Origin of the sequence: Nonomuraea rubra, from assembly GCF_014207985.1 — a bacterium.
Lineage (GTDB): Bacteria > Actinomycetota > Actinomycetes > Streptosporangiales > Streptosporangiaceae > Nonomuraea > Nonomuraea rubra.
This window is the reverse complement of sequence record NZ_JACHMI010000001.1, coordinates 10,637,787-10,655,315: the sequence shown is the minus strand read 5'-3', so window position 1 is coordinate 10,655,315 and position 17,529 is coordinate 10,637,787. Positions and strand designations below refer to the sequence as shown.

The following is a 17,529-nucleotide window of genomic DNA, read 5'->3' as shown; positions in this document are numbered from 1 at the left end:
CGTCACGTCACTTGACGGAGCCGGCCATCATGCCCTGCACGAAGTACCGCTGGAACGCGAAGAACAGGACCAGCGGGATGATCAGCGACATGAACGCACCGGAAGAGAGGATGTCGGTGTTCGACCCGAACTGCCGCATCTGAGACTGCAGGTACTTGGTCATCGGCTGGTTCCCGGTGTCGGCGAAGACCAGCGCGATGAGCATGTCGTTCCACACCCACAGGAACTGGAAGATGCCCAGCGACGCGATGGCGGGCTTGCCCAGCGGGAAGACCACCGAGACGAAGATCTTCCACTCGGGCGCCCCGTCCATGCGCGCGGCCTCCAGCAGCGAGGCCGGGATGCCGACGAAGAAGTTGCGCAGCAGGAAGATCGCGAAGGGCAGCCCGAACGCCACGTGGAACAGCACCACGCCCGCGATGCTGCCGAAGATCCCGGTGCCGCCGTAGAACGTGGCGATGGGGATCAGCGCGATCTGGATGGGCACGATCAGCAGCCCGACGACCACGAGGAACGCCGCGTCCCGGCCGGGGAAGTCCATCCACGCGAACGCGTACGCCGCCATGGCCGAGATGCCGATCACCAGGATCGTGGTCGGCACCGTGATCAGGACCGTGTTCCAGAAGGACGCGCTGAACCCGCTGCCCAGCAGGTTGGCGTAGTTCTGGATGGTCAGCTCGGCCGGCTTGGTGAAGATCGTCCACCAGCCCTCGGCGCTGTTGACCTGGTTCGTCCGCAGCGAGACCACCAGCAGGCCCAGCGTCGGCACCAGCCAGAACAGGCCCAGCAGGATCATGATCACCTGGACGGCCCCGCTGCCCACGCGGTCGACGATCCTGCTCACCACGCCCCTGCGCGGCGCGCCCGTCTCCAGCCCGGACGGTGCCGTGGCGGTCGCCGTCGTCATGACTCTCCCCTCCTGAACCGCCGGATGTTCATGACCATGAAGGGAAGCACCAGAATGAGCAGGAAGATCGCCAGCGCGCTGCCCAGCCCCTGGTTGTTCCCGCCGCCGAACGACACGCGCCACATCTCCAGCGCGACCACGTTCGCCTGTGGCTGCACCGACGCGGGCGCGATGATGAACACGAGGTCGAACACCTTCAGCGTATTGATGATCATCGTCACGAAGACGACGAGCAGGACCGGCGACAGCAGCGGCACGGTGATCTTGCGGAACACCTGCCACTCCGTGGCGCCGTCGATGCGGGCCGCCTCCAGGGCGTCGCGCGGGATCGCCGCCAGCCCGGCCGCGAGCAGCACCATCGCGAACCCGGCCCACACCCAGACGAACGCGCCGATGATCGCGGGCGTGATGAGTGTCGGGCCCAGCCACTGCAGGCCGCCGTACGAGGCGTCGAAGTTCGACTGCGGCAGCCGTACGGTGTAGGACCCGGGAGCCAGGCCCTCGAAGCGGAACGTGCCGTCCTCGGCCGTCGTGGCGGTGGCCGCGACCTGGCCGTTCTGGACCGCCTCGACGGTCATGCCGGGCAGGCCCTTCTCGGTGCCGTCCACGACGCCGCTCTGGCCGCCGCCGCCCTGCGTGAAGTCGAACCAGACGGTGCCCGCCAGGCCGTCACCCGCGGGCGCGGACTTGGCGGTCTGGGCGTTGGACGGCATGATGTCCGGCTTGACGCCGACGATCGGGATCAGCACCGGCTGCCCGGCCTGGGCGGGCTGCTTGGTGACGACCGCGCCGTTCTCGGCCGCGACCGGCGACTGGTCGCCCTCGCGCGGCCGGGCGTCCGGGTAGCCCTGGGAGGAGGAGAACGTGTCGGCCACCGTGGTGAGCACGGCGTTGGCCAGGCCCTTGTCCGGGCTCTGCTCGTAGACGAGGCGGAAGATGACGCCCGCCGCCATGAGCGAGACCGCCATCGGCATGAACACGATGAGCTTGAACGCCGTCGCCCACTTGATGCGCTCGGTCAGCACCGCGAAGATCAGGCCCAGCGTGGTGACGATGATCGGCGCGACGATGACCCAGATCAGGTTGTTGCGGATCGTGGTCAGCATGCCCTGATCGGTGAAGATCGAGACGTAGTTGCCGAGCCCCACGAACTCGTCGAACCCGTTGGCGCCGAACAGGCTCCGGATGATGGAGTAGACGATCGGATAGACCACCCAGATCCCCAGCAGCACCGCTGCCGGGAGGAGGAAGGCGATGGCGACCGCCGGCGAGGGGCCGAGGCGTCTCTGCTTACGGGGGGTATCAGCCGGTCCGGTCGAGGTGCCGCCCGCGGCCTGCGCCGCGGGCGGGTCCTGCCGGCCGTCCAACCGTTCGGTCACGGCCTTACCTCTTTACTTCCAGGCCTTCTTGGCCTCTGCTTCGAGCGCCTCCTGGGTGCCCTTGACGTCGCTCGGGTTGCGCAGGAAGTCCTGCAGCACCTTCCACTCGCCCTTGCCGTCGGTGGCTCCGAAGGCGCTGGGCGCCAGGTCCGACATGTCGTAGCGGACGGCGTCGCCGGCCGAGACGATCGTCTGGCCGAGCTGCTTGGTCAGCTCGTCCGGGTAGTTGTCGGGCGAGACGTTCTTGTTGGGCGACAGGTAGCCGGGCAGCTTGGCCCAGACCTCGCCACCCTCCTTGGAGGCCAGGAACTGCACCAGGGCCATCGCGCCGGGGGAGTCCTTCATGGCCACGGCCACGTCGCCGCCCAGCACGACCGGGGTGGTGTCACCGGCCTTGGGGAACGGGAAGTACTTGGCCTCCTCGCCGACCTTGGCGCCCGCGTTCACGGCCTCGACGGCCACGAAGTCGGCCTCGATGACCATGGCGGCCTTGTCGGTGCCGTAGACCTTGGTCACGCAGGTGGGGAAGTCGGTCTGCATGGTGCCGGAGGTGCCGTCGACCAGGTAGTCGGCCTTGGAGGTGATCTGCGCGATCTTCTCCAGGGCCGCGCCCACCGTCGGGTCGGTCCACGGGATCTCGTGCTTGGAGAGCTTGTCGTAGTTCTCCGGGCCCGCGGTGGACAGGTAGACGTTCTCGAAGAGGTCGGTCAGCGTCCAGCCGGAGGCGCCGCAGAACGAGAACGGCGGCGTGCCGGAGTCGGCGACGGTCTGCGCGGCCTTGACCAGCTCGTCCCAGTTGGTCGGCGGCTGCACGCCCGCGTCCTCGAACGCCTGCGACCGGTACCACACCAGCGACTTGTGCGCGGCCTTGACCAGCACGCCGTACGCCTTGCCGTCGACGGAGCCGAGCTCCTTCCAGTACGGCGTGTAGTTGGTGTCGATCTCCTGGACGACCTCGGGGGTCAGCGGCTTGAGCGCGTTCTGCTCGACGTACTGCTGCACCAGGCCCGGCTGCGGCAGGATCGCGACGTCCGGCGGGTTGTTGCCCTGGATGCGCGGGCCGAGGTAGGCGCCGGTGTCCTCGCCGGTGGAGGCGTAGGTGACCTCGGCGCCGGTCTTGTCGGTGAAGGCCTTGAGCACCTGCTCGAAGTTCTTCTGCTCCGCGCCGGTCCACTTGGCGGCTACTTCGAGCTTGACGCCCTGGAGCGGCTTGGCGCCGCCGCCGGTCGCCGATGCCGAGCCCGCCGCCGTGGGCTCGGTCGTCGTCGGCGCGTTGCCGCAGGCGGCGACGGCTACCGCGAGCCCGGCCAGGATCGCTGCTGCTCTGCCCTTTTGCATGGCTGCCTCACTGGGTTCTGATGATCTCTTCGAGTTCGGACTTCATGGAGGCCGCGACGTCGTCGGCGGTCTCGGGGGAGGGGTTGCCGAGCGCCTTGGCGACCGAGCTGGCGATCACCAGGCTCAGCTGGTTGTAGTTGGCGCTCACCGGCCGGGGCCGGGCGGCGAGGATGCTCTCCTTGAGCACGGGCAGGTAGGGGAAGCGCTCGATGAGCTCGGGGTCGTCGTAGAGCTCGGTCCACACCGGCGGGAACGAGCCCTCGGTGAGGACCCGGCGCTCGTTCTCCAGGCTCGTGAAGTAGCGGATGAACTCCTGCGCCGTGTGCTGGTGCTTGGAGTAGGCGCTGATGGCCAGGTTGGCGCCGCCCAGCGTGCTGGAGCCGGGGCCGTCGAGGCCGGGCAGCCGGGTCACGCCCAGCTTGCCGCCCAGCTCGGCCTTGGCCGGTCCGTACGCGTGCGGCCAGTTGCGGGCGAAGGCCAGCCTGCCCTCCTGGAAGGCCAGGCGCGACTCCTCCTCCTTGTAGCTCAGCGACTCCTTCGGGATCCAGCCCTCGCGCAGGCCCTGGAGCAGGAAGCCGAGCGCGGTCCCGCCCTTGGCCGGGTCGAGGGTCACCTCGGTGCCGTCACGGCTGACGAGCTCGCCGCCGGCCGACTGCACGGCCTCGGAGAAGTTGACCGTGAGCCCCTCGTAGGCCAGGAACTGCCCCGCATAGCCTCCTATGTCATGCTTTTTCGTGATTTCGCGTGATTGGTCGCGAAGCTCGGCCCACGTCCGGGGCGGCTTCCTGACCAGGTCCTTCCGGTAGTAGAGCAGCCCGGCGTTGCTCGTGTACGGAACGGCCCAGAGCTTGTCCTTGTAGACGGCCGTCTCCACGACGGGCGGCAGGAACCTGTCGAGCGGGAACAACCCGCGCTCCAGGGGGATGATCCAGCCGTTCTCCGCGAATTCGGCAGTCCACACCACGTCGAGCCCCAGCACGTCGTACCGGCTGCTCTGGGCCTGAAGGTTGGCCGCGATCTGGGCGCGCTGCTCGTCGGCGGCCTCGGGCAGCTCCAGCAGCGTCACCTTCTCGGCCGGGTGGGCCTGGTTCCAGCGGTCCAGCAGGGGTTGCAGGTACGCCGTGGTGTCGCGTCCGGTGGCGAAGGTGATCGGGCCTGTTCCGCCCGTCCCCGACTCGCCGCCGCCCTCCTCGCCCGCCGCAGCGCATCCGGCCGCCAGGGTCACGGCCAGGAGCATCGGCAGCAGGCGAAGCACCCTGTTTCCTCCACGTTCAGGTCGAATTACATACGTGTTAGGTAGATGCATTCATGTTATGCACAGCGGTAATCTGTAGGTCAACGGATTGCTCTGTAACGCGTACGTAACAGAGCGGGGAGGAGAGCGGTGCGGCCTCACCTGCTGGCGCTCCTGGCGAAAGAGCCTGCCCATGGCTACGAGCTCAAACAAGCGCTTGAGCAGACCTTCGGCAGCGCCTACCCTTCCCCGAACATCGGGCAGATCTACGTCACCCTCGGCAGGCTGGAGAAGGACGGCCTCATCAGGGCCGTGGACGTGGAGCAGTCCAACCGGCCCAACAAGAAGGTCTACTATCTGACCGCGAAGGGCCGCGAGTCGCTCGAAGCCTGGGTGGACGAGCCGACCGAGGGCCCCAGGGTGCGCGACGAGTTCTTCATGAAGCTCGTGCTCGCCCCGCTCACCGGCATCGCGGACCGGATGGCGCTGATCAGCCGGCAGCGCCGCCACTACCTGTCGCTGATGAGCGACCTGAACGACCTGCTGTCCCGCACCGCACCGACCGATCGGGTGGCGATGCTGCTCATCGAAGGGGCCATGTTGCATCTGCAAGCGGATCTTGACTGGCTCGAACGGTGCCAGGAGGATCTGGCATGAGCCCGGTTGTGAAAACGGTCAATCTGGTCAAAATCTACCAGGATGGCGCGGTCCCCGTTCCTGCCGTGCGCGGGGTGGACCTGCAGGTCGAGCCGGGGGAGTTCGTCGCGATCATGGGCCCGTCGGGGTCCGGCAAGTCCACGCTCGTGCACATGCTGGGCGGCCTCGACGCGCGTACCAGCGGCGAGATCTGGCTCGACGGCAAGCGCGTCGACACGCTCTCCGAGAGCGCGTGGGCGCTGCTGCGGCGCAAGCGGATCGGCTTCGTCTTCCAGTTCTTCAACCTGGTCGCCAACATGACGGTGGGCGACAACGTCGAGCTGCCCGCGCTGCTGTCCGGGGCCTCGCCCAAGGTGGCCCGCGAGCGCCGCGAGAGCCTGCTGGCCGCGCTCAACCTGAGCGACAGGGCCGACGCCGCGCCCGCCCAGCTCTCCGGCGGCGAGCAGCAGCGGGTCGCGCTGGCCAGGGCGCTGGCCAACGAGCCCAGCCTGCTGCTGGCCGACGAGCCCACGGGCAACCTCGACAGCCGCAACACGCGCGACGTGCTGCGGCTGCTGAGCGAGGTGCACAAGGAGGGCCAGACCATCGTCATGGTCACCCACGACGCCCGCGTCGCCAGCCTGGCCGACCGGCTCGTGTCGCTGTTCGACGGCGAGATCGTGGACGACGGCCGCATCGCCCGCCGCCGCACACGCACGGCCGGCGAGGTGATCGACCTCAGATGAGCACCGTTCTGGCCGGTAGCCGGTGGATCAGGGCCGACCTGCGGGCCAGGACGGGGCAGGCGGTGCTGACCGTGCTCGCCGTGGCCGGCATCGTGGCCGCGCTGATCACCGCGGCGACCCTGCTCGAAGACGGCACGAACCCGTGGCGGAGCCTGTCGGCCCAGACCGACGGGGCCCACGTCTGGATCTACACCAAGGACAGCCCCCAGGTCGCGCTGGGCGCCATCGACGGCGTCACGCAGACCGCCGGGCCGTACCGCTCCGCGCCCGTCACGGTGGCGCAGAACGGCAAGAAGGAGCCGGCCTCGCTGCGCGCGATGCCCGCCACCCAGCCGGCGGTGGCGCATCCCGTGGTGGCGGAGGGCCGCTGGCTGGACCCGTCGCAGCCCGACGGGGTGGTGGTCGAGCGCTCGTTCGCCCGCTCGCTGGGGCTGCGCATCGGCGCGCCGTTCACGATCATCACGATCAACGGCGAGCGCCACACGCTCTACGTGCGCGGCATCTCCGACTCCGCCGACCAGGGGTTCTACCCCGAGTGGACGCCCGGCCTGGCCTACGTGCTGCCCTACACGCTCGACCGCATCGAGCCCATGCTGGGCCGCAGCGAGTGGGTCACCGGGCTGCGCCTGGCCGACCCCGAGGCCTCGCAGGTCGTCTCGCAGCGCGTGGTCGTGCTGCTGGAGGACCGGCTGCAGCGCGTCTACACCTGGCGCGAGGTCAGGGCCGCCATGGAGCTGGACAACCGGCTGCTGGGCACGCTGCTCGCGCTGTTCGGCGTGGTGGGGCTGGTGGCCGCCGCGCTCGCGCTGGCCAACGCCGCCGGTGGCCGGGTGCTGGGCCAGCTCCGCGACCTGGCCACGCTCAAGTCCATGGGCTTCACCAGGGGCCAGGTCGCGCTGCTGCTCCTGGTCGAGCACGGCGCGCTCGGCCTGCTCGGCGTCGCGCTCGGCACGCTGGTGGGCTGGGGCGTGATGGCGGCGATGCTCGGCGCCGGCTCCGTGGCGCCCATCCCCGTGCTGGCCATCGTCGCGGGCACCGCCCTGGTGGTGCTGGCCGCCGTCGGCGTGCCCGCCTGGCGGGGCGGCCGCACGCCGCCGATCCCCGACGTGCCCGCCGCGCCGCCCCGGGGTCACCTGTCCCGGCTGGCGCGCCTGGCCCTGCTCGTACGCCTCCCGCCCGCCCTCGTCCTGGGCACCAGGGACGCCTTCACCCGGCGGGTGCCGGCGTTCCTGACGGCGTTCGGCCTGGCCGTGCCGATGATGATGATCACGATCGGGCTCGGCGTCTGGGCCACGCTGGACAACTTCTCCGCCCATCCCGAGCAGGTCGGCCAGCACGCCGCCCTGTACGTCAAGCCCGGCAAGGAGGACCCGGCCGTCGCCGAGCGGCTCGCCGGCCAGGACAAGGACGTGGCGGAGGTCTACCCGGGCACCGACGTGAACGCGCTGGCCCCCGGCGAGGCCCGTTCCGTGCGGGTGCGGGCCATCGGCAGCTCGACGAGCCCGTACCCGTTCCCGGTGGTGGAGGGCCGCATGTACGCCCGCCAGGGCGAGGCGGTCGCCGGCCAGGGGCTGCTCGACCTGCTCGGGCTCAAGATCGGCGACCGGGTGCGGCTCACCGTGGGCGGCACCCCGCTGATCGTCAGGATCGTCGGCAGGACCGTCGAGCCCGAGCAGGACGGTGAGGTGCTCTCGGTCGGGCTCGACAGCCTGGCGGCCAAGGACGCGGTGCCGCCGGAGTACTACGCGCTGGCGCTCAAGCCGGGCGCCGACCCGCTGGAGGTGCGCGGCCGGCTGCTGACGGTCTCGAAGGAGGGCCTGGACGTGCAGGCCGCGATCAACCCGGCCGACCGGCTGGCGATCATCCGGGTGGTGATCGTGGCGCTGATCGCCGTGCTGACCCTGATCGGCCTGGCCAACCTGCTCACCGCCAGCGCGCTCGGCCTGCGTGACCACGCCTTCGACCTGGCCGTGCTCAAGGCCATGGGGCTGACCCCGCGCCAGGTCATGGCCACGCTCGTGACCGGTACGGGGCTGCTGGTCGTGCTGGGGGTGGGCGTGGGCACGGCGGCGGGCATCTCCGTCGTCACCGGGCTGATCGACTGGCAGGGCCACACCAGCGGCGTCGGCGCGGGCATCGGCCGCGCGCCGTCGCCCCTGACGCTGGCGGTGGCGGTGCTGGCGGTCGTGGGCACGGCCCTCGCGGTCGCGCTCATCCCGGCGCGCCGCGCGGCCCGTGCCCAGGTGCCGGTCACCTCTCGCTGAGGCTCTCCTCGGAGCTCTTGAGCGCGAACCAGTAGAAGCCGTGCCCCGGAAGGGTGAGCAGGTAGGGCAGCTCCCCGATCGCGGGGAACGGCACCCCGCCCCTGGCCTCGACCGGCGTCATGCCCTCGAAGCGCCGCAGGTCCAGCTCGACCGGCTGCGGGAACTTCGACAGGTTGTTGACGCACAACATCACGTCGTCGCCGTCCTCGCGCACGTACGTGAGCACGCACGGGTTGGACGACCACATCTCGGTGTAGGCGCCCACGCCGAACACCGGGTGCCTGCGGCGGATCTCCAGCATCTTACGGGTGAAGTGCAGCAGCGACCCCTCGTGCCGCTGCTGGGCCTCCACGTTGACCGCCTGGTAGCCGTAGATCGGGTCCATGACCGCGGGCAGGTAGAGCCGGCCGGGGTCGGCCGAGGAGAACCCGGCGTTGCGGTCGGGGCTCCACTGCATCGGCGTGCGGACCGAGTCGCGGTCCTCCAGCCAGATGTTGTCGCCCATGCCGATCTCGTCGCCGTAGTAGATGACCGGCGAGCCGGGCAGCGACAGCAGCAGGGCGGTGAACAGCTCGATCCGGTCCCTGTCGTTGTCGAGCAGCGGGGCCAGGCGGCGGCGGATGCCCAGGTAGGCCCGCATGCGCGGGTCCTTGGCGTACTCCTTGTGCATGTAGTCGCGCTCTTCCTCGGTCACCGTCTCGAGCGTCAGCTCGTCGTGGTTCCGCAGGAAGATGCCCCACTGCGCCTTCTCCGGCAGCTTGGGCGTGCGGGACATGATCTCGGAGATCGGCTCGCGGGTCTCCTTCTTGACCGCCATGTAGATGCGCGGCATGAGCGGGAAGTGGAAGGCCATGTGGCACTCGTCGCCGCCCGTGGTGGGGTCGCCGAAGTACTCCACCACGTCCTCGGGCCAGCCGTTGGCCTCGGCCAGCAGCACCCGGTCGGGGTAGAGGCGGTCGACCTCCGCGCGGATCTTCTTCAGGTACGCGTGCGTCTCCGGGAGCCCGGAGCACGCGGTGCCCTCGCGCTCGAACAGGTACGGCACCGCGTCCAGCCGGAAACCGTCGATGCCGAGGTCCAGCCAGAACCGCAGCACCTCCAGCATGGCCTCCTGCACCGCCGGGTTGTCATAGTTCAGGTCCGGCTGGTGGTGGAAGAAGCGGTGCCAGTAGTACTGCTTGCGCACCGGGTCGTAGGTCCAGTTGGACTCCTCGGCGCCGATGAAGATGATCGGCGCGTCGGGGTAGCCGCCGGGATTGTCGGACCACACGTAGAAGTCGCCGTACGGCCCCTCGGGGTCGTGCCGCGACGCCTGGAACCAGGGGTGCCGGTCACTGGTGTGGTTCATCACGAGGTCGGTGATGATCCGCAGGCCCTTCTCGTGGGCCTTCTCGATCAGCGCCACGAAGTCCCCCAGGTCCCCGAAGTCAGGGAGGATCTTCATGTAGTCCGAGATGTCGTATCCGCCGTCACGCAGCGGCGACTCGTACAGGGGCAGCAGCCACAGGCAGTCCACGCCGAGCCACTCGAGATAGCCGAGCTTCTCGATGAGGCCGCGCAGGTCGCCGGTGCCGTCGCCGTTGGAGTCCTTGAACCCCCGGACGAGAACCTCGTAGAACACCGCCCGCTTGTACCAGGCTGGGTCCTCCGAGACGAAGGCCTCGGAGATCGGCTCCGGCGATGGGGATGCGTTGATCATGATGTCGCTCACAGGAAGAGATGTGGGCAGGACGAAGTCACCGGTTGCCCCGGCGTTGTTATCTGGTGACCGCGCCGCGTGGAGTCGTCATCCCTGCGAACTCCACTGCCCTAGAACGGGACCGGATTTGTGATCTGGTGCCCGTTTGTGCGGCGCTTACGGGCCGAACACTACCAGCCCGTTGGCTTTCCGGAACCCGCTTCTGCTGTGCGACGTGTAATACCCGCGAGATCGGGATGTAATCGCCCTGTTACCCAGAGTTCACTAAAAAGGTGTGGCCAGGTCAGAGAGGTCATTCTCGAAGTCGCTCAGCCAGAGTCCGAACAGTACAAGACCGCGCACCCAGAATCGATCGTTCCAGCCGTTGAACCTGGTCAGAGCGTCGGGCCCGCCCGCGACCACCTCGTGCAACTCGTCCGACAGCAGGTTCGGCACGCGGCTGACCAGAACCTCCAGCATGCGGTGCGAATAGTTTCGGGCGGGAGCGGCCGTGGAGCGCAGCGGCACCCGCTGGAGCGGCTGCTTGATCACGTTCGTCGAGGGCAGGGCGGCCACGCGCGGATTGGCCGCGTACAGCACCTCGCGGTAGAAGCGGCCCTTGTCCTTGCGCGCCACGCCGACCGACAGCGCGGCGTCGAAGAACTCCGGATGGATGAACGGCGCCGCGAACGACGCCTCCGGGCCCACCAGGTTCACCGCCGAGCGCGCGATGCCCCGGACCGTCCTGGTGTGCAGCACCGACAGCGGCAGCTCCGCCCGGTGCCCGTGCAACATCGAGGTGGCGGCCTGGAACTGCTCGCGCACCGTCTCGTCCATCCACTGCGCCGCGGCCTTCGACAGGAACGGCTGCGTCGGCTGCCCGAGCGAGAGCGAGGCCAGCACGGCCGCCGACCGCTCGGCCTGCGTCGTGGCCTCCAGCGCGGCCCCGCTGACCATGAAGTTCTTCAGCAGCGGCCCGCCGGCCAGCCCGTCGACCAGGATCCGGCCCGCGCCGTGCACCTCCTTGGCGAACGGGGCGTACCAGGCGTGGTGCGGCGTCAGGTACTCCAGCCTGCGCGCCACCTCCATCGCGTCGGCCGGATAGTCGGCGGCGTCCTGCGTGACCACCCGGTGCGGGATGCCCAGCTCCCTGGTGATCGACCTGGCGAAGGCGATGTCGGTGTCGGTGCCGTCGTCGGGGCTGGTCGTCCACGACTCCACGTCGAACCCGCGCGCCCTGGCCACGCTCGCCAGCAGCCGCGAGTCGTAGCCGCCGCTGACCGGCACCAGCAGCCTGCGCCCGTCGTACTCCTCGTAGACGTGGTGCAGCAGCTCGACGATCTCCCGCGGGCTGATCCACTTCTCGTACGGCTCCGTACGCAGCCAGCGCGGCAGCCGCCGCTCGGTCGCGAGCCGGCCGTGCTCGAACGTCAGCGCGCTCGCCCCGGGCAGCCGCTTGACCTCGCCGTACGGCGTCGCCTCGCCCAGCGGGAACGTCACCTGGAGGATCGAGGCCCACGCCGACCAGTCGATCCGCACGGGCACGAGGCTGAGCAGCGGCTGGATCAGCGAGGAGAAGTAGACCGCCTCGCCCAGCCGCACGTAGTAGACGTCCACCAGGCCCAGCGCGCCCGTGTGCAGCGTCACCTTCCGCCCGTCGCCGATCAGCCCGGGCGTCTCGTACGTCTCCGCGACCGTGATCCACTCGTCCTCGGCGGTCGACGGCCTGCGCTCGCCCCAGGCGAAGGCGTACGCGTCGCCGGCGCGGTGGTAGGGCGGCAGCGGCGAGGAGCTGAACAGCGCGGCGTCGGCCGACTGCAGCGCGGGCCAGACCTTGGGCCCCGCCGCCATCAGCTTGCCGAGCACGGCGGTGTCGATCCGGCCGAGAGCGCCGCAGACGTAGGGCCGCACGTTGAACTGCACCGGATCTCAATCCCTTCGAGACGCTTCTCGGCAAAGAGTATCCTTTGGCGGACTACGAGAGCGGAGGTCCGGTTCGCGAGCGTAGTGAGAACGATGTGACGCAGTGTCTTGACGCCGGACCGACGAAGGAGGGCCGGTGTCCACGGAGCTGGAGAGCACGCGGAGGGCGTTGCGCGACGCGATCGCGCAGGCCGAGCGCGCCGCCGAGCTGGCCAGGCTGCTGGACGCCGCCCAGGCCGAGCTGGCCGCGGCCCAGGAGAGCGCCGAGGAGGCCAGGACGCTGGCCGAGCAGCTCAGCGACATCGAGGAGCGGCTGTCGGCCGAGCAGGCCACCTCTGAGAAGCTGCGCAGGGAGCTGGCCGAGCAGCGCTTCCAGGCCGAGGTGGCGCAGTGGAAGCTCTCCTCGATGAAGGTCGCCCGCTGGAGCCGGCTCGGCGACGCCATCAAGAGCGGCAAGAGCAACCCGGTCCGCCTGGCCAAGGGACTGAGAGGCGCCGCCAAGCCGGTCAAGCGCCCCAGCGCGCCCAAGCGCAAGCCGGTGGCCGGCGCCGCCAAGCCCAAGGACGAGCGCCCGGGAGCCGCCTTCCAGGCCACCACCACGACCAGGACGCTCGGTGGCGCCTCCTTCAAGCTCAAGCCCTACCGCGTGCCGACCGGCCCCAACACGCGCCCCCACCTGACGGCCGCGGTGATCGCCGACCCGCACGCCGAGGCGCTGCTGCGCTACGAGTGGCGGCAGACGACCGGCTTCACGCCCCGCGACTTCGCCAGGGTGCTGCCCCTGGAGGTGCCGCACCTGCTCGTCGTCGAGTCCGTCACGCAGGGCCCGTGGGCCGAGGAGATCACCGGCGAGCCGGGCGAGGGCCTGAAGGCGCTGCTGGCCTGGTGCGCCGAGCGCGGCATCCGCACCGTGTTCTGGCACACCAAGGGCGACGTGTCGGCGTACGCGGCGGCGGCCGACCTGTTCGAGCACCGCTTCACCGCCGACCTGACCGTGGCCTGGCCCCGGCTGCAGTACGGCGTGCAGCCCCGGGTGCACAACCCGCTGCCGCTGGCCGGAGGCCGCATCGACCGGGTGCTCACGCTCGACCAGCTGCTGCCCGAGCACCTGTCGTACCCCGACGTGCTGACCTCCTACCGCTGGCCCGCCGCCGCCGACTGCCCGCCCGGCACCCCGCAGTGGCGGCTGGCCGAGATCGCCGCCTGCGGCACGCCGATCGGCACCGAGGCCGACGGCCGGCGGGCGCACGTGGCGCTGCGGCGGGCGTACTCGATGGGCACGATGAGCGAGCGGGTCGACGAGCTGCTCGACGCCATCGGCCTGCCCAGCGCCCGGCCCACGCTCAACACCTCCGTCCTGCTGCCGGTGCTCGACCCGTACCTGCTGGAGCACGCCCTGGCCCAGGTCGCCAAGCAGTCCGGGGTGGACCAGCTCATCGTCATCGGCCCACCGGAGGCCGAGCTGCGGGCCCGCGACGTGCTGCCGGACGTGGAGGTCATCCACCGCCGCCCGCAGCCGGCGATGACCGAGGGCGCCATGCTCAACGCCGGAATCGACCTGTGCGAGGCCGACCTCGTCGCGATCATGGACCCGCGCGACGTCTACGGCCCCCACTACCTGTCGGACCTGCGGCGGGCCTTCCTGTTCAGCACGGCCGACATCGTCGGCAAGGCCGCCTTCTACGCCCACCTGCGCAAGCCCCAGGCCACGCTGCTCAAGCAGCCGGAGGCCGAGTACACCTACCTGCCCGAGATCGCCGGGGGCACCCTGCTGGCCCGCCGGAACGCGCTGCGCGAGCTGGGCTTCGCCGACCTCACCGAGGGCTGGGACGAGGTGCTCATGCGGCAGTGCCGTACGGACGGGATCAAGGTCTTCTCGGCGGACCGGTTCGGCTACGTACGGGTGCGTGACGAGGACCGCTGGCTCCTGGGGGCCGCGCACCTGGTCGAGTACGGGTCGGCGGAGCCGCACGCGCTCATCTAGGGTCGTCCCATGACGCCTGGGGAGCTGGCCGGGGTGCTCGGCGAGCCCCCGGTGCCGGAGGGGACGTGGGAGCACGAGGCCGTGTACGTCTCCGCCGCCGCCCTGCGCCGCCGCGTGCCCGCCGGGGAGCTCGCCGCCCGGTTGCGGGGGCTCGGCGGGGTGGCGGCCGTGGAGGTTCGGGGGAGGGGCTTCCTGCGGATCGTGCTGACCGAGCCGGTCGTGGACGTGCGGCCCGTGGCGATCCCGTTCGAGCCCGCCTGGCCGGACTTCCCGCGTACCTGGGACAACCCCGGCTTCGTGGTGCGGTACGGGCACGCGCGGGCCTGTGCCGTGCTGAGGTGGGCGGAGCAGCTCGGGGTGCCGGCGGAATCCGGGGCCGGGGCGCCGCCCGACCGGTACCACCGGTGGGTGCTGCGCGTGCTGGCCGAGCTGCCGGGGCGGCTGGTCAGCAGGGAGCCGGGGTGGGAGGGTTATCTCCTGCGTCTCGCGCTCGCCTACCACGACGCGCACGAGCGGGCGCCGGCCGTTCCGGTGGGGGACGAGGAGCCGGGGCAGGTGCACGCGGCGCGGGTGCGGGTGGCGGACGTGGTCCGCGAGGTGCTGCCGGGCCCCGACCGGCTGTGACTTGTCACAAAATATCCGGCTAAACGGCGAAAAATCGTAAAAATATCCCTTCTGGGGCTTGATCGCGTCTCGATACGTGGGCAGAGGGTCATGGCGTACTTGCGCTTCCGATAGCCTCGATCGGGTGAGTCGATTCGCCCATCCCGCCGGGGACCGGCACGCCGAGATGCTGCCCCAGGAGCGCCCGCCGCTGGCGCCCGCCGACCTCAACCGGATCAACCCCGCGATCTGGCCCCGAACGTCGAGCCGGACCGATGGCGCGCTCACGGTCGGCGGCGTGGACGTCCGCGACCTGGCCCGCGACCACGGCACGCCGCTCTACGTCCTCGACGAGGACGACGTGCGCTCGCGCATGCGCGACTACGCCACCGCGTTCGCCGGCTCCGAGGTCCACTACGCGGGCAAGGCGTTCCTGTGCAAGGAGATCGTGCGCTGGCTGCAGGCCGAGGGCCTCGGGCTCGACGTGGCCAGCAACGGCGAGCTGGCGGTCGCGCTGAGCGTCGGCTTCCCGGCCGAGCGCATCACCATGCACGGCAACAACAAGTCCGTCGCCGAGCTCACCAGGGCGCTGGAGGCCGGGGTCGGGCACATCGTGGTCGACTCCTTCGACGAGATCGCCAGGCTCGGCTACCTCGCCGAGCAGCACGGCAAGCGGCCCAAGGTGATGATCAGGGTCACCACCGGCGTCGAGGCGCACACCCACGAGTTCATCGCCACGGCGCACGACGACCAGAAGTTCGGCCTGTCGCTGAACACGGGCGCGGCCGCCGAGGCCGTACGCAGGATCCTGGCCCTGCCCCAGCTGGAGCTGGTCGGGCTGCACTCGCACATCGGCTCCCAGATCGTCGACACGGCAGGGTTCGAGGTGGCCGCGCGGCGGCTGACCGCGCTGCTCGTGCAGATCAAGGACGAGCACGGCGTGGTGCTGCCCGAGCTCGACCTCGGCGGCGGCTACGGCATCGCCTACGTCGAGGGCGACGAGGCCCCCGACATCAAGGAGCTGGCCGACGGCCTGCGCGAGATCGTCACCAAGGTGTGCAAGGACGCCGGCCTGCCCGTGCCCCGCCTCACCGTCGAGCCCGGCCGCACCATCGTCGGCCCCGGCGGCATCACGCTCTACGAGGTCGGCACGATCAAGGACGTCGAGGGGCTGCGCACGTACGTGAGCGTCGACGGCGGCATGAGCGACAACGTGCGCACGGCGCTCTACGGCGCCGAGTACACCGCCGCGCTCGCCAGCCGGGACAGCGAGGCCGAGCCCATGCTCAGCCGCCTGGTGGGCAAGCACTGCGAGAGCGGCGACATCATCGTGCGCGACTTCTACCTGCCCGCCGACCTCGCCCCCGGAGACCTGATCGCCGTGGCCGCGACCGGCGCCTACTGCCGCTCGCTGGCCAGCAACTACAACTACCTGCCCAAGCCCGCCGTGGTCGCCGTTGCCGGCGGCGTCTCCCGGGTGATCGTGCAGGGCGAGACCGAGGACGATCTCTTGAGGGGGCAGCTGTGAAACCGCTGAAAGTGGCTCTTCTGGGCTGCGGGGTCGTCGGCTCGCAGGTCATCAGGCTCATGCACGAGCAGGCCGGCGACCTGGCCGCCCGCGTCGGCGCGCCGCTGGAGCTGGCCGGGGTCGCCGTGCGCCGCCTGGGCCGCAAGCGCGACATCGACGTCGATCCCGGGCTGCTGACCACCGACGCGGAGTCGCTGGTCACCCGCGACGACGTGGACATCGTGATCGAGGTCATCGGCGGCATCGAGCCGGCCCGCTCGCTGATCGTCGCCGCCCTGTCCAGGGGCAAGTCCGTGGTCACGGCCAACAAGGCGCTGCTGGCCGAGGACGGCGCCACCCTGCACGAGGCCGCCAGGGCAGGCAAGGGCGACCTGTACTTCGAGGCCAGCGTGGCCGGCGCCATCCCGCTGCTGCGCCCGCTGCGCGAGTCGCTGGCCGGCGACCACGTCAAGCGGGTGCTGGGCATCGTCAACGGCACCACCAACTACATCCTCGACAAGATGGACTCCACCGGCGCCTCCTTCACCGACGCGCTGGAGGAGGCCCAGACCCTTGGCTACGCCGAGGCCGACCCGACGGCCGACGTCGAGGGCTTCGACGCCGCCGCGAAGGCCGCCATCCTGGCCGGGCTCGCCTTCCACAGCCGCGTACGCGCCGACGAGGTGCACCGCGAGGGCATCACCGAGATCACCGCCACCGACGTGGCCTCCGCCAAGGCCATGGGGTACGTCATCAAGCTGCTGGCCATCTGCGCCCGCTCCGACGACGGCCGCTCCTTCGGCGTGCGGGTGCACCCGGCCATGATCCCGCGCTCCCACCCGCTGGCGGGGGTGCGCGAGGCGTACAACGCGGTCTTCGTGGAGGCCGAGTCGGCGGGCCAGCTCATGTTCTACGGCAAGGGCGCCGGCGGCGCCCCCACCGCCTCGGCCGTGCTCGGCGACCTGGTGGCCGTCGGCCGCAACCGCCTGGCGGGCACCCGCGGCCCCGACGAGTCGACCTACGCCGACCTGGCCGTGCACCCGATGGGCGAGACCGTCACCCGCTGCCACGTGGCCCTGGACGTCGCCGACAAGCCGGGCGTGCTGGCGCAGGTCGCCGAGCTGTTCGCCAAGCACGACGTGTCGATCCAGACCGTCCGCCAGGAGGGCCGCGGCGACGACGCCCAGCTCGTCATCGTCACCCACCGCGCCACGGACGCCGCGCTGTCGGCGACGATGTCCGGGCTGCGGGAGCTGGACATCGTCAGGGCCGTGGCGAGCGTGATGCGGGTGGAGGGCGACGACTAGGGCCGATCGCCCTCGCAAGGCCC

General features: G+C 70.5%; 13 protein-coding genes. 7 read left to right on the top strand and 6 right to left on the bottom strand.

Features of this window, described 5'->3' with window-relative positions; genetic code table 11:
• Positions 1-7: 7 nt before the first annotated feature.
• The 4 genes from HD593_RS48540 to HD593_RS48525 are packed head-to-tail and all read right to left on the bottom strand — an operon-like array spanning position 8 to position 4,879.
• Positions 8-907: a carbohydrate ABC transporter permease gene (locus HD593_RS48540; protein ID WP_185109642.1), complete on the bottom strand. Its 900-nt coding sequence runs from the start codon at positions 905-907 to the stop codon at positions 8-10.
• Positions 904-2,286 (bottom strand): ABC transporter permease, encoded by a 1,383-nt coding sequence (locus tag HD593_RS48535; protein WP_185109641.1) that lies wholly within the window; start codon positions 2,284-2,286, stop codon positions 904-906. Before HD593_RS48535 ends, HD593_RS48540 begins: the two co-directional genes overlap by 4 nt.
• A gap of 12 nt (positions 2,287-2,298) precedes the next feature.
• Complete coding sequence (locus tag HD593_RS48530; protein ID WP_185109640.1) at positions 2,299-3,624, bottom strand: ABC transporter substrate-binding protein; 1,326 nt, start codon at positions 3,622-3,624, stop codon at positions 2,299-2,301.
• A 7-nt stretch (positions 3,625-3,631) separates the two neighbouring features.
• Positions 3,632-4,879 (bottom strand): ABC transporter substrate-binding protein, encoded by a 1,248-nt coding sequence (locus HD593_RS48525; protein WP_312904284.1) that lies wholly within the window; start codon positions 4,877-4,879, stop codon positions 3,632-3,634.
• 129 nt (positions 4,880-5,008) lie between these two features.
• Between HD593_RS48525 and HD593_RS48520 the strand changes: the two genes are divergently transcribed.
• The 3 genes from HD593_RS48520 to HD593_RS48510 are packed head-to-tail and all read left to right on the top strand — an operon-like array spanning position 5,009 to position 8,504.
• The gene (locus HD593_RS48520; RefSeq protein WP_185109639.1) at positions 5,009-5,515 is read left to right on the top strand and encodes a PadR family transcriptional regulator; all 507 of its coding nucleotides are present in this window, start codon (positions 5,009-5,011) and stop codon (positions 5,513-5,515) included.
• On the top strand, positions 5,512-6,240 hold the full coding sequence (locus HD593_RS48515) for an ABC transporter ATP-binding protein (protein WP_185109638.1): 729 nt from the start codon (positions 5,512-5,514) through the stop codon (positions 6,238-6,240). Before HD593_RS48520 ends, HD593_RS48515 begins: the two co-directional genes overlap by 4 nt.
• Entirely contained in the window at positions 6,237-8,504 is a 2,268-nt protein-coding gene (locus tag HD593_RS48510; RefSeq protein WP_185109637.1) for an ABC transporter permease, read from the top strand. The genes HD593_RS48515 and HD593_RS48510 overlap by 4 nt, the downstream gene beginning before the upstream one ends.
• On the opposite strand, the gene treS is transcribed toward HD593_RS48510, so the two are convergent.
• Both treS and HD593_RS48500 read right to left on the bottom strand, forming a co-directional pair.
• Complete coding sequence (gene treS, locus HD593_RS48505; protein WP_185109636.1) at positions 8,491-10,203, bottom strand: maltose alpha-D-glucosyltransferase; 1,713 nt, start codon at positions 10,201-10,203, stop codon at positions 8,491-8,493. The two genes, HD593_RS48510 and treS, sit on opposite strands and share 14 nt — an antisense overlap.
• 264 nt (positions 10,204-10,467) lie before the next feature.
• The gene (locus HD593_RS48500) at positions 10,468-12,105 is read right to left on the bottom strand and encodes an asparagine synthetase B family protein (protein ID WP_185109635.1); all 1,638 of its coding nucleotides are present in this window, start codon (positions 12,103-12,105) and stop codon (positions 10,468-10,470) included.
• 136 nt (positions 12,106-12,241) lie between these two features.
• On the opposite strand from HD593_RS48500, the gene HD593_RS48495 reads away from it, so the two are divergent.
• From HD593_RS48495 to HD593_RS48480, 4 genes are all read left to right on the top strand, one after another.
• Positions 12,242-14,089, top strand: coding sequence for a hypothetical protein (locus HD593_RS48495; protein WP_312904282.1), 1,848 nt, complete (start codon positions 12,242-12,244; stop codon positions 14,087-14,089).
• 9 nt (positions 14,090-14,098) lie between these two features.
• Positions 14,099-14,713 (top strand): DALR anticodon-binding domain-containing protein, encoded by a 615-nt coding sequence (locus HD593_RS48490; protein ID WP_185109634.1) that lies wholly within the window; start codon positions 14,099-14,101, stop codon positions 14,711-14,713.
• Positions 14,714-14,837: 124 nt separating this feature from the next.
• Positions 14,838-16,220 carry a diaminopimelate decarboxylase gene (lysA, locus tag HD593_RS48485; protein ID WP_185109633.1) on the top strand — a complete coding sequence of 461 codons (1,383 nt, stop codon included), beginning with the start codon at positions 14,838-14,840 and terminating at the stop codon, positions 16,218-16,220.
• The gene (locus HD593_RS48480) at positions 16,217-17,506 is read left to right on the top strand and encodes a homoserine dehydrogenase (RefSeq protein ID WP_312904280.1); all 1,290 of its coding nucleotides are present in this window, start codon (positions 16,217-16,219) and stop codon (positions 17,504-17,506) included. The genes lysA and HD593_RS48480 overlap by 4 nt, the downstream gene beginning before the upstream one ends.
• Positions 17,507-17,529 lie beyond the last annotated feature (23 nt).

Bases quoted from the DNA above. Each gene is read 5' to 3' on its own strand.
- treS (WP_185109636.1), bottom strand. From the start codon at position 10,203: ATGATCAACGCATCCCCATCGCCGGAGCCGATCTCCGAGGCCTTCGTC.
- HD593_RS48490 (WP_185109634.1), top strand. From the start codon at position 14,099: ATGACGCCTGGGGAGCTGGCCGGGGTGCTCGGCGAGCCCCCGGTGCCG.
- HD593_RS48530 (WP_185109640.1), bottom strand. From the start codon at position 3,624: ATGCAAAAGGGCAGAGCAGCAGCGATCCTGGCCGGGCTCGCGGTAGCC.
- HD593_RS48510 (WP_185109637.1), top strand. From the start codon at position 6,237: ATGAGCACCGTTCTGGCCGGTAGCCGGTGGATCAGGGCCGACCTGCGG.
- HD593_RS48540 (WP_185109642.1), bottom strand. From the start codon at position 907: ATGACGACGGCGACCGCCACGGCACCGTCCGGGCTGGAGACGGGCGCG.
- HD593_RS48515 (WP_185109638.1), top strand. From the start codon at position 5,512: ATGAGCCCGGTTGTGAAAACGGTCAATCTGGTCAAAATCTACCAGGAT.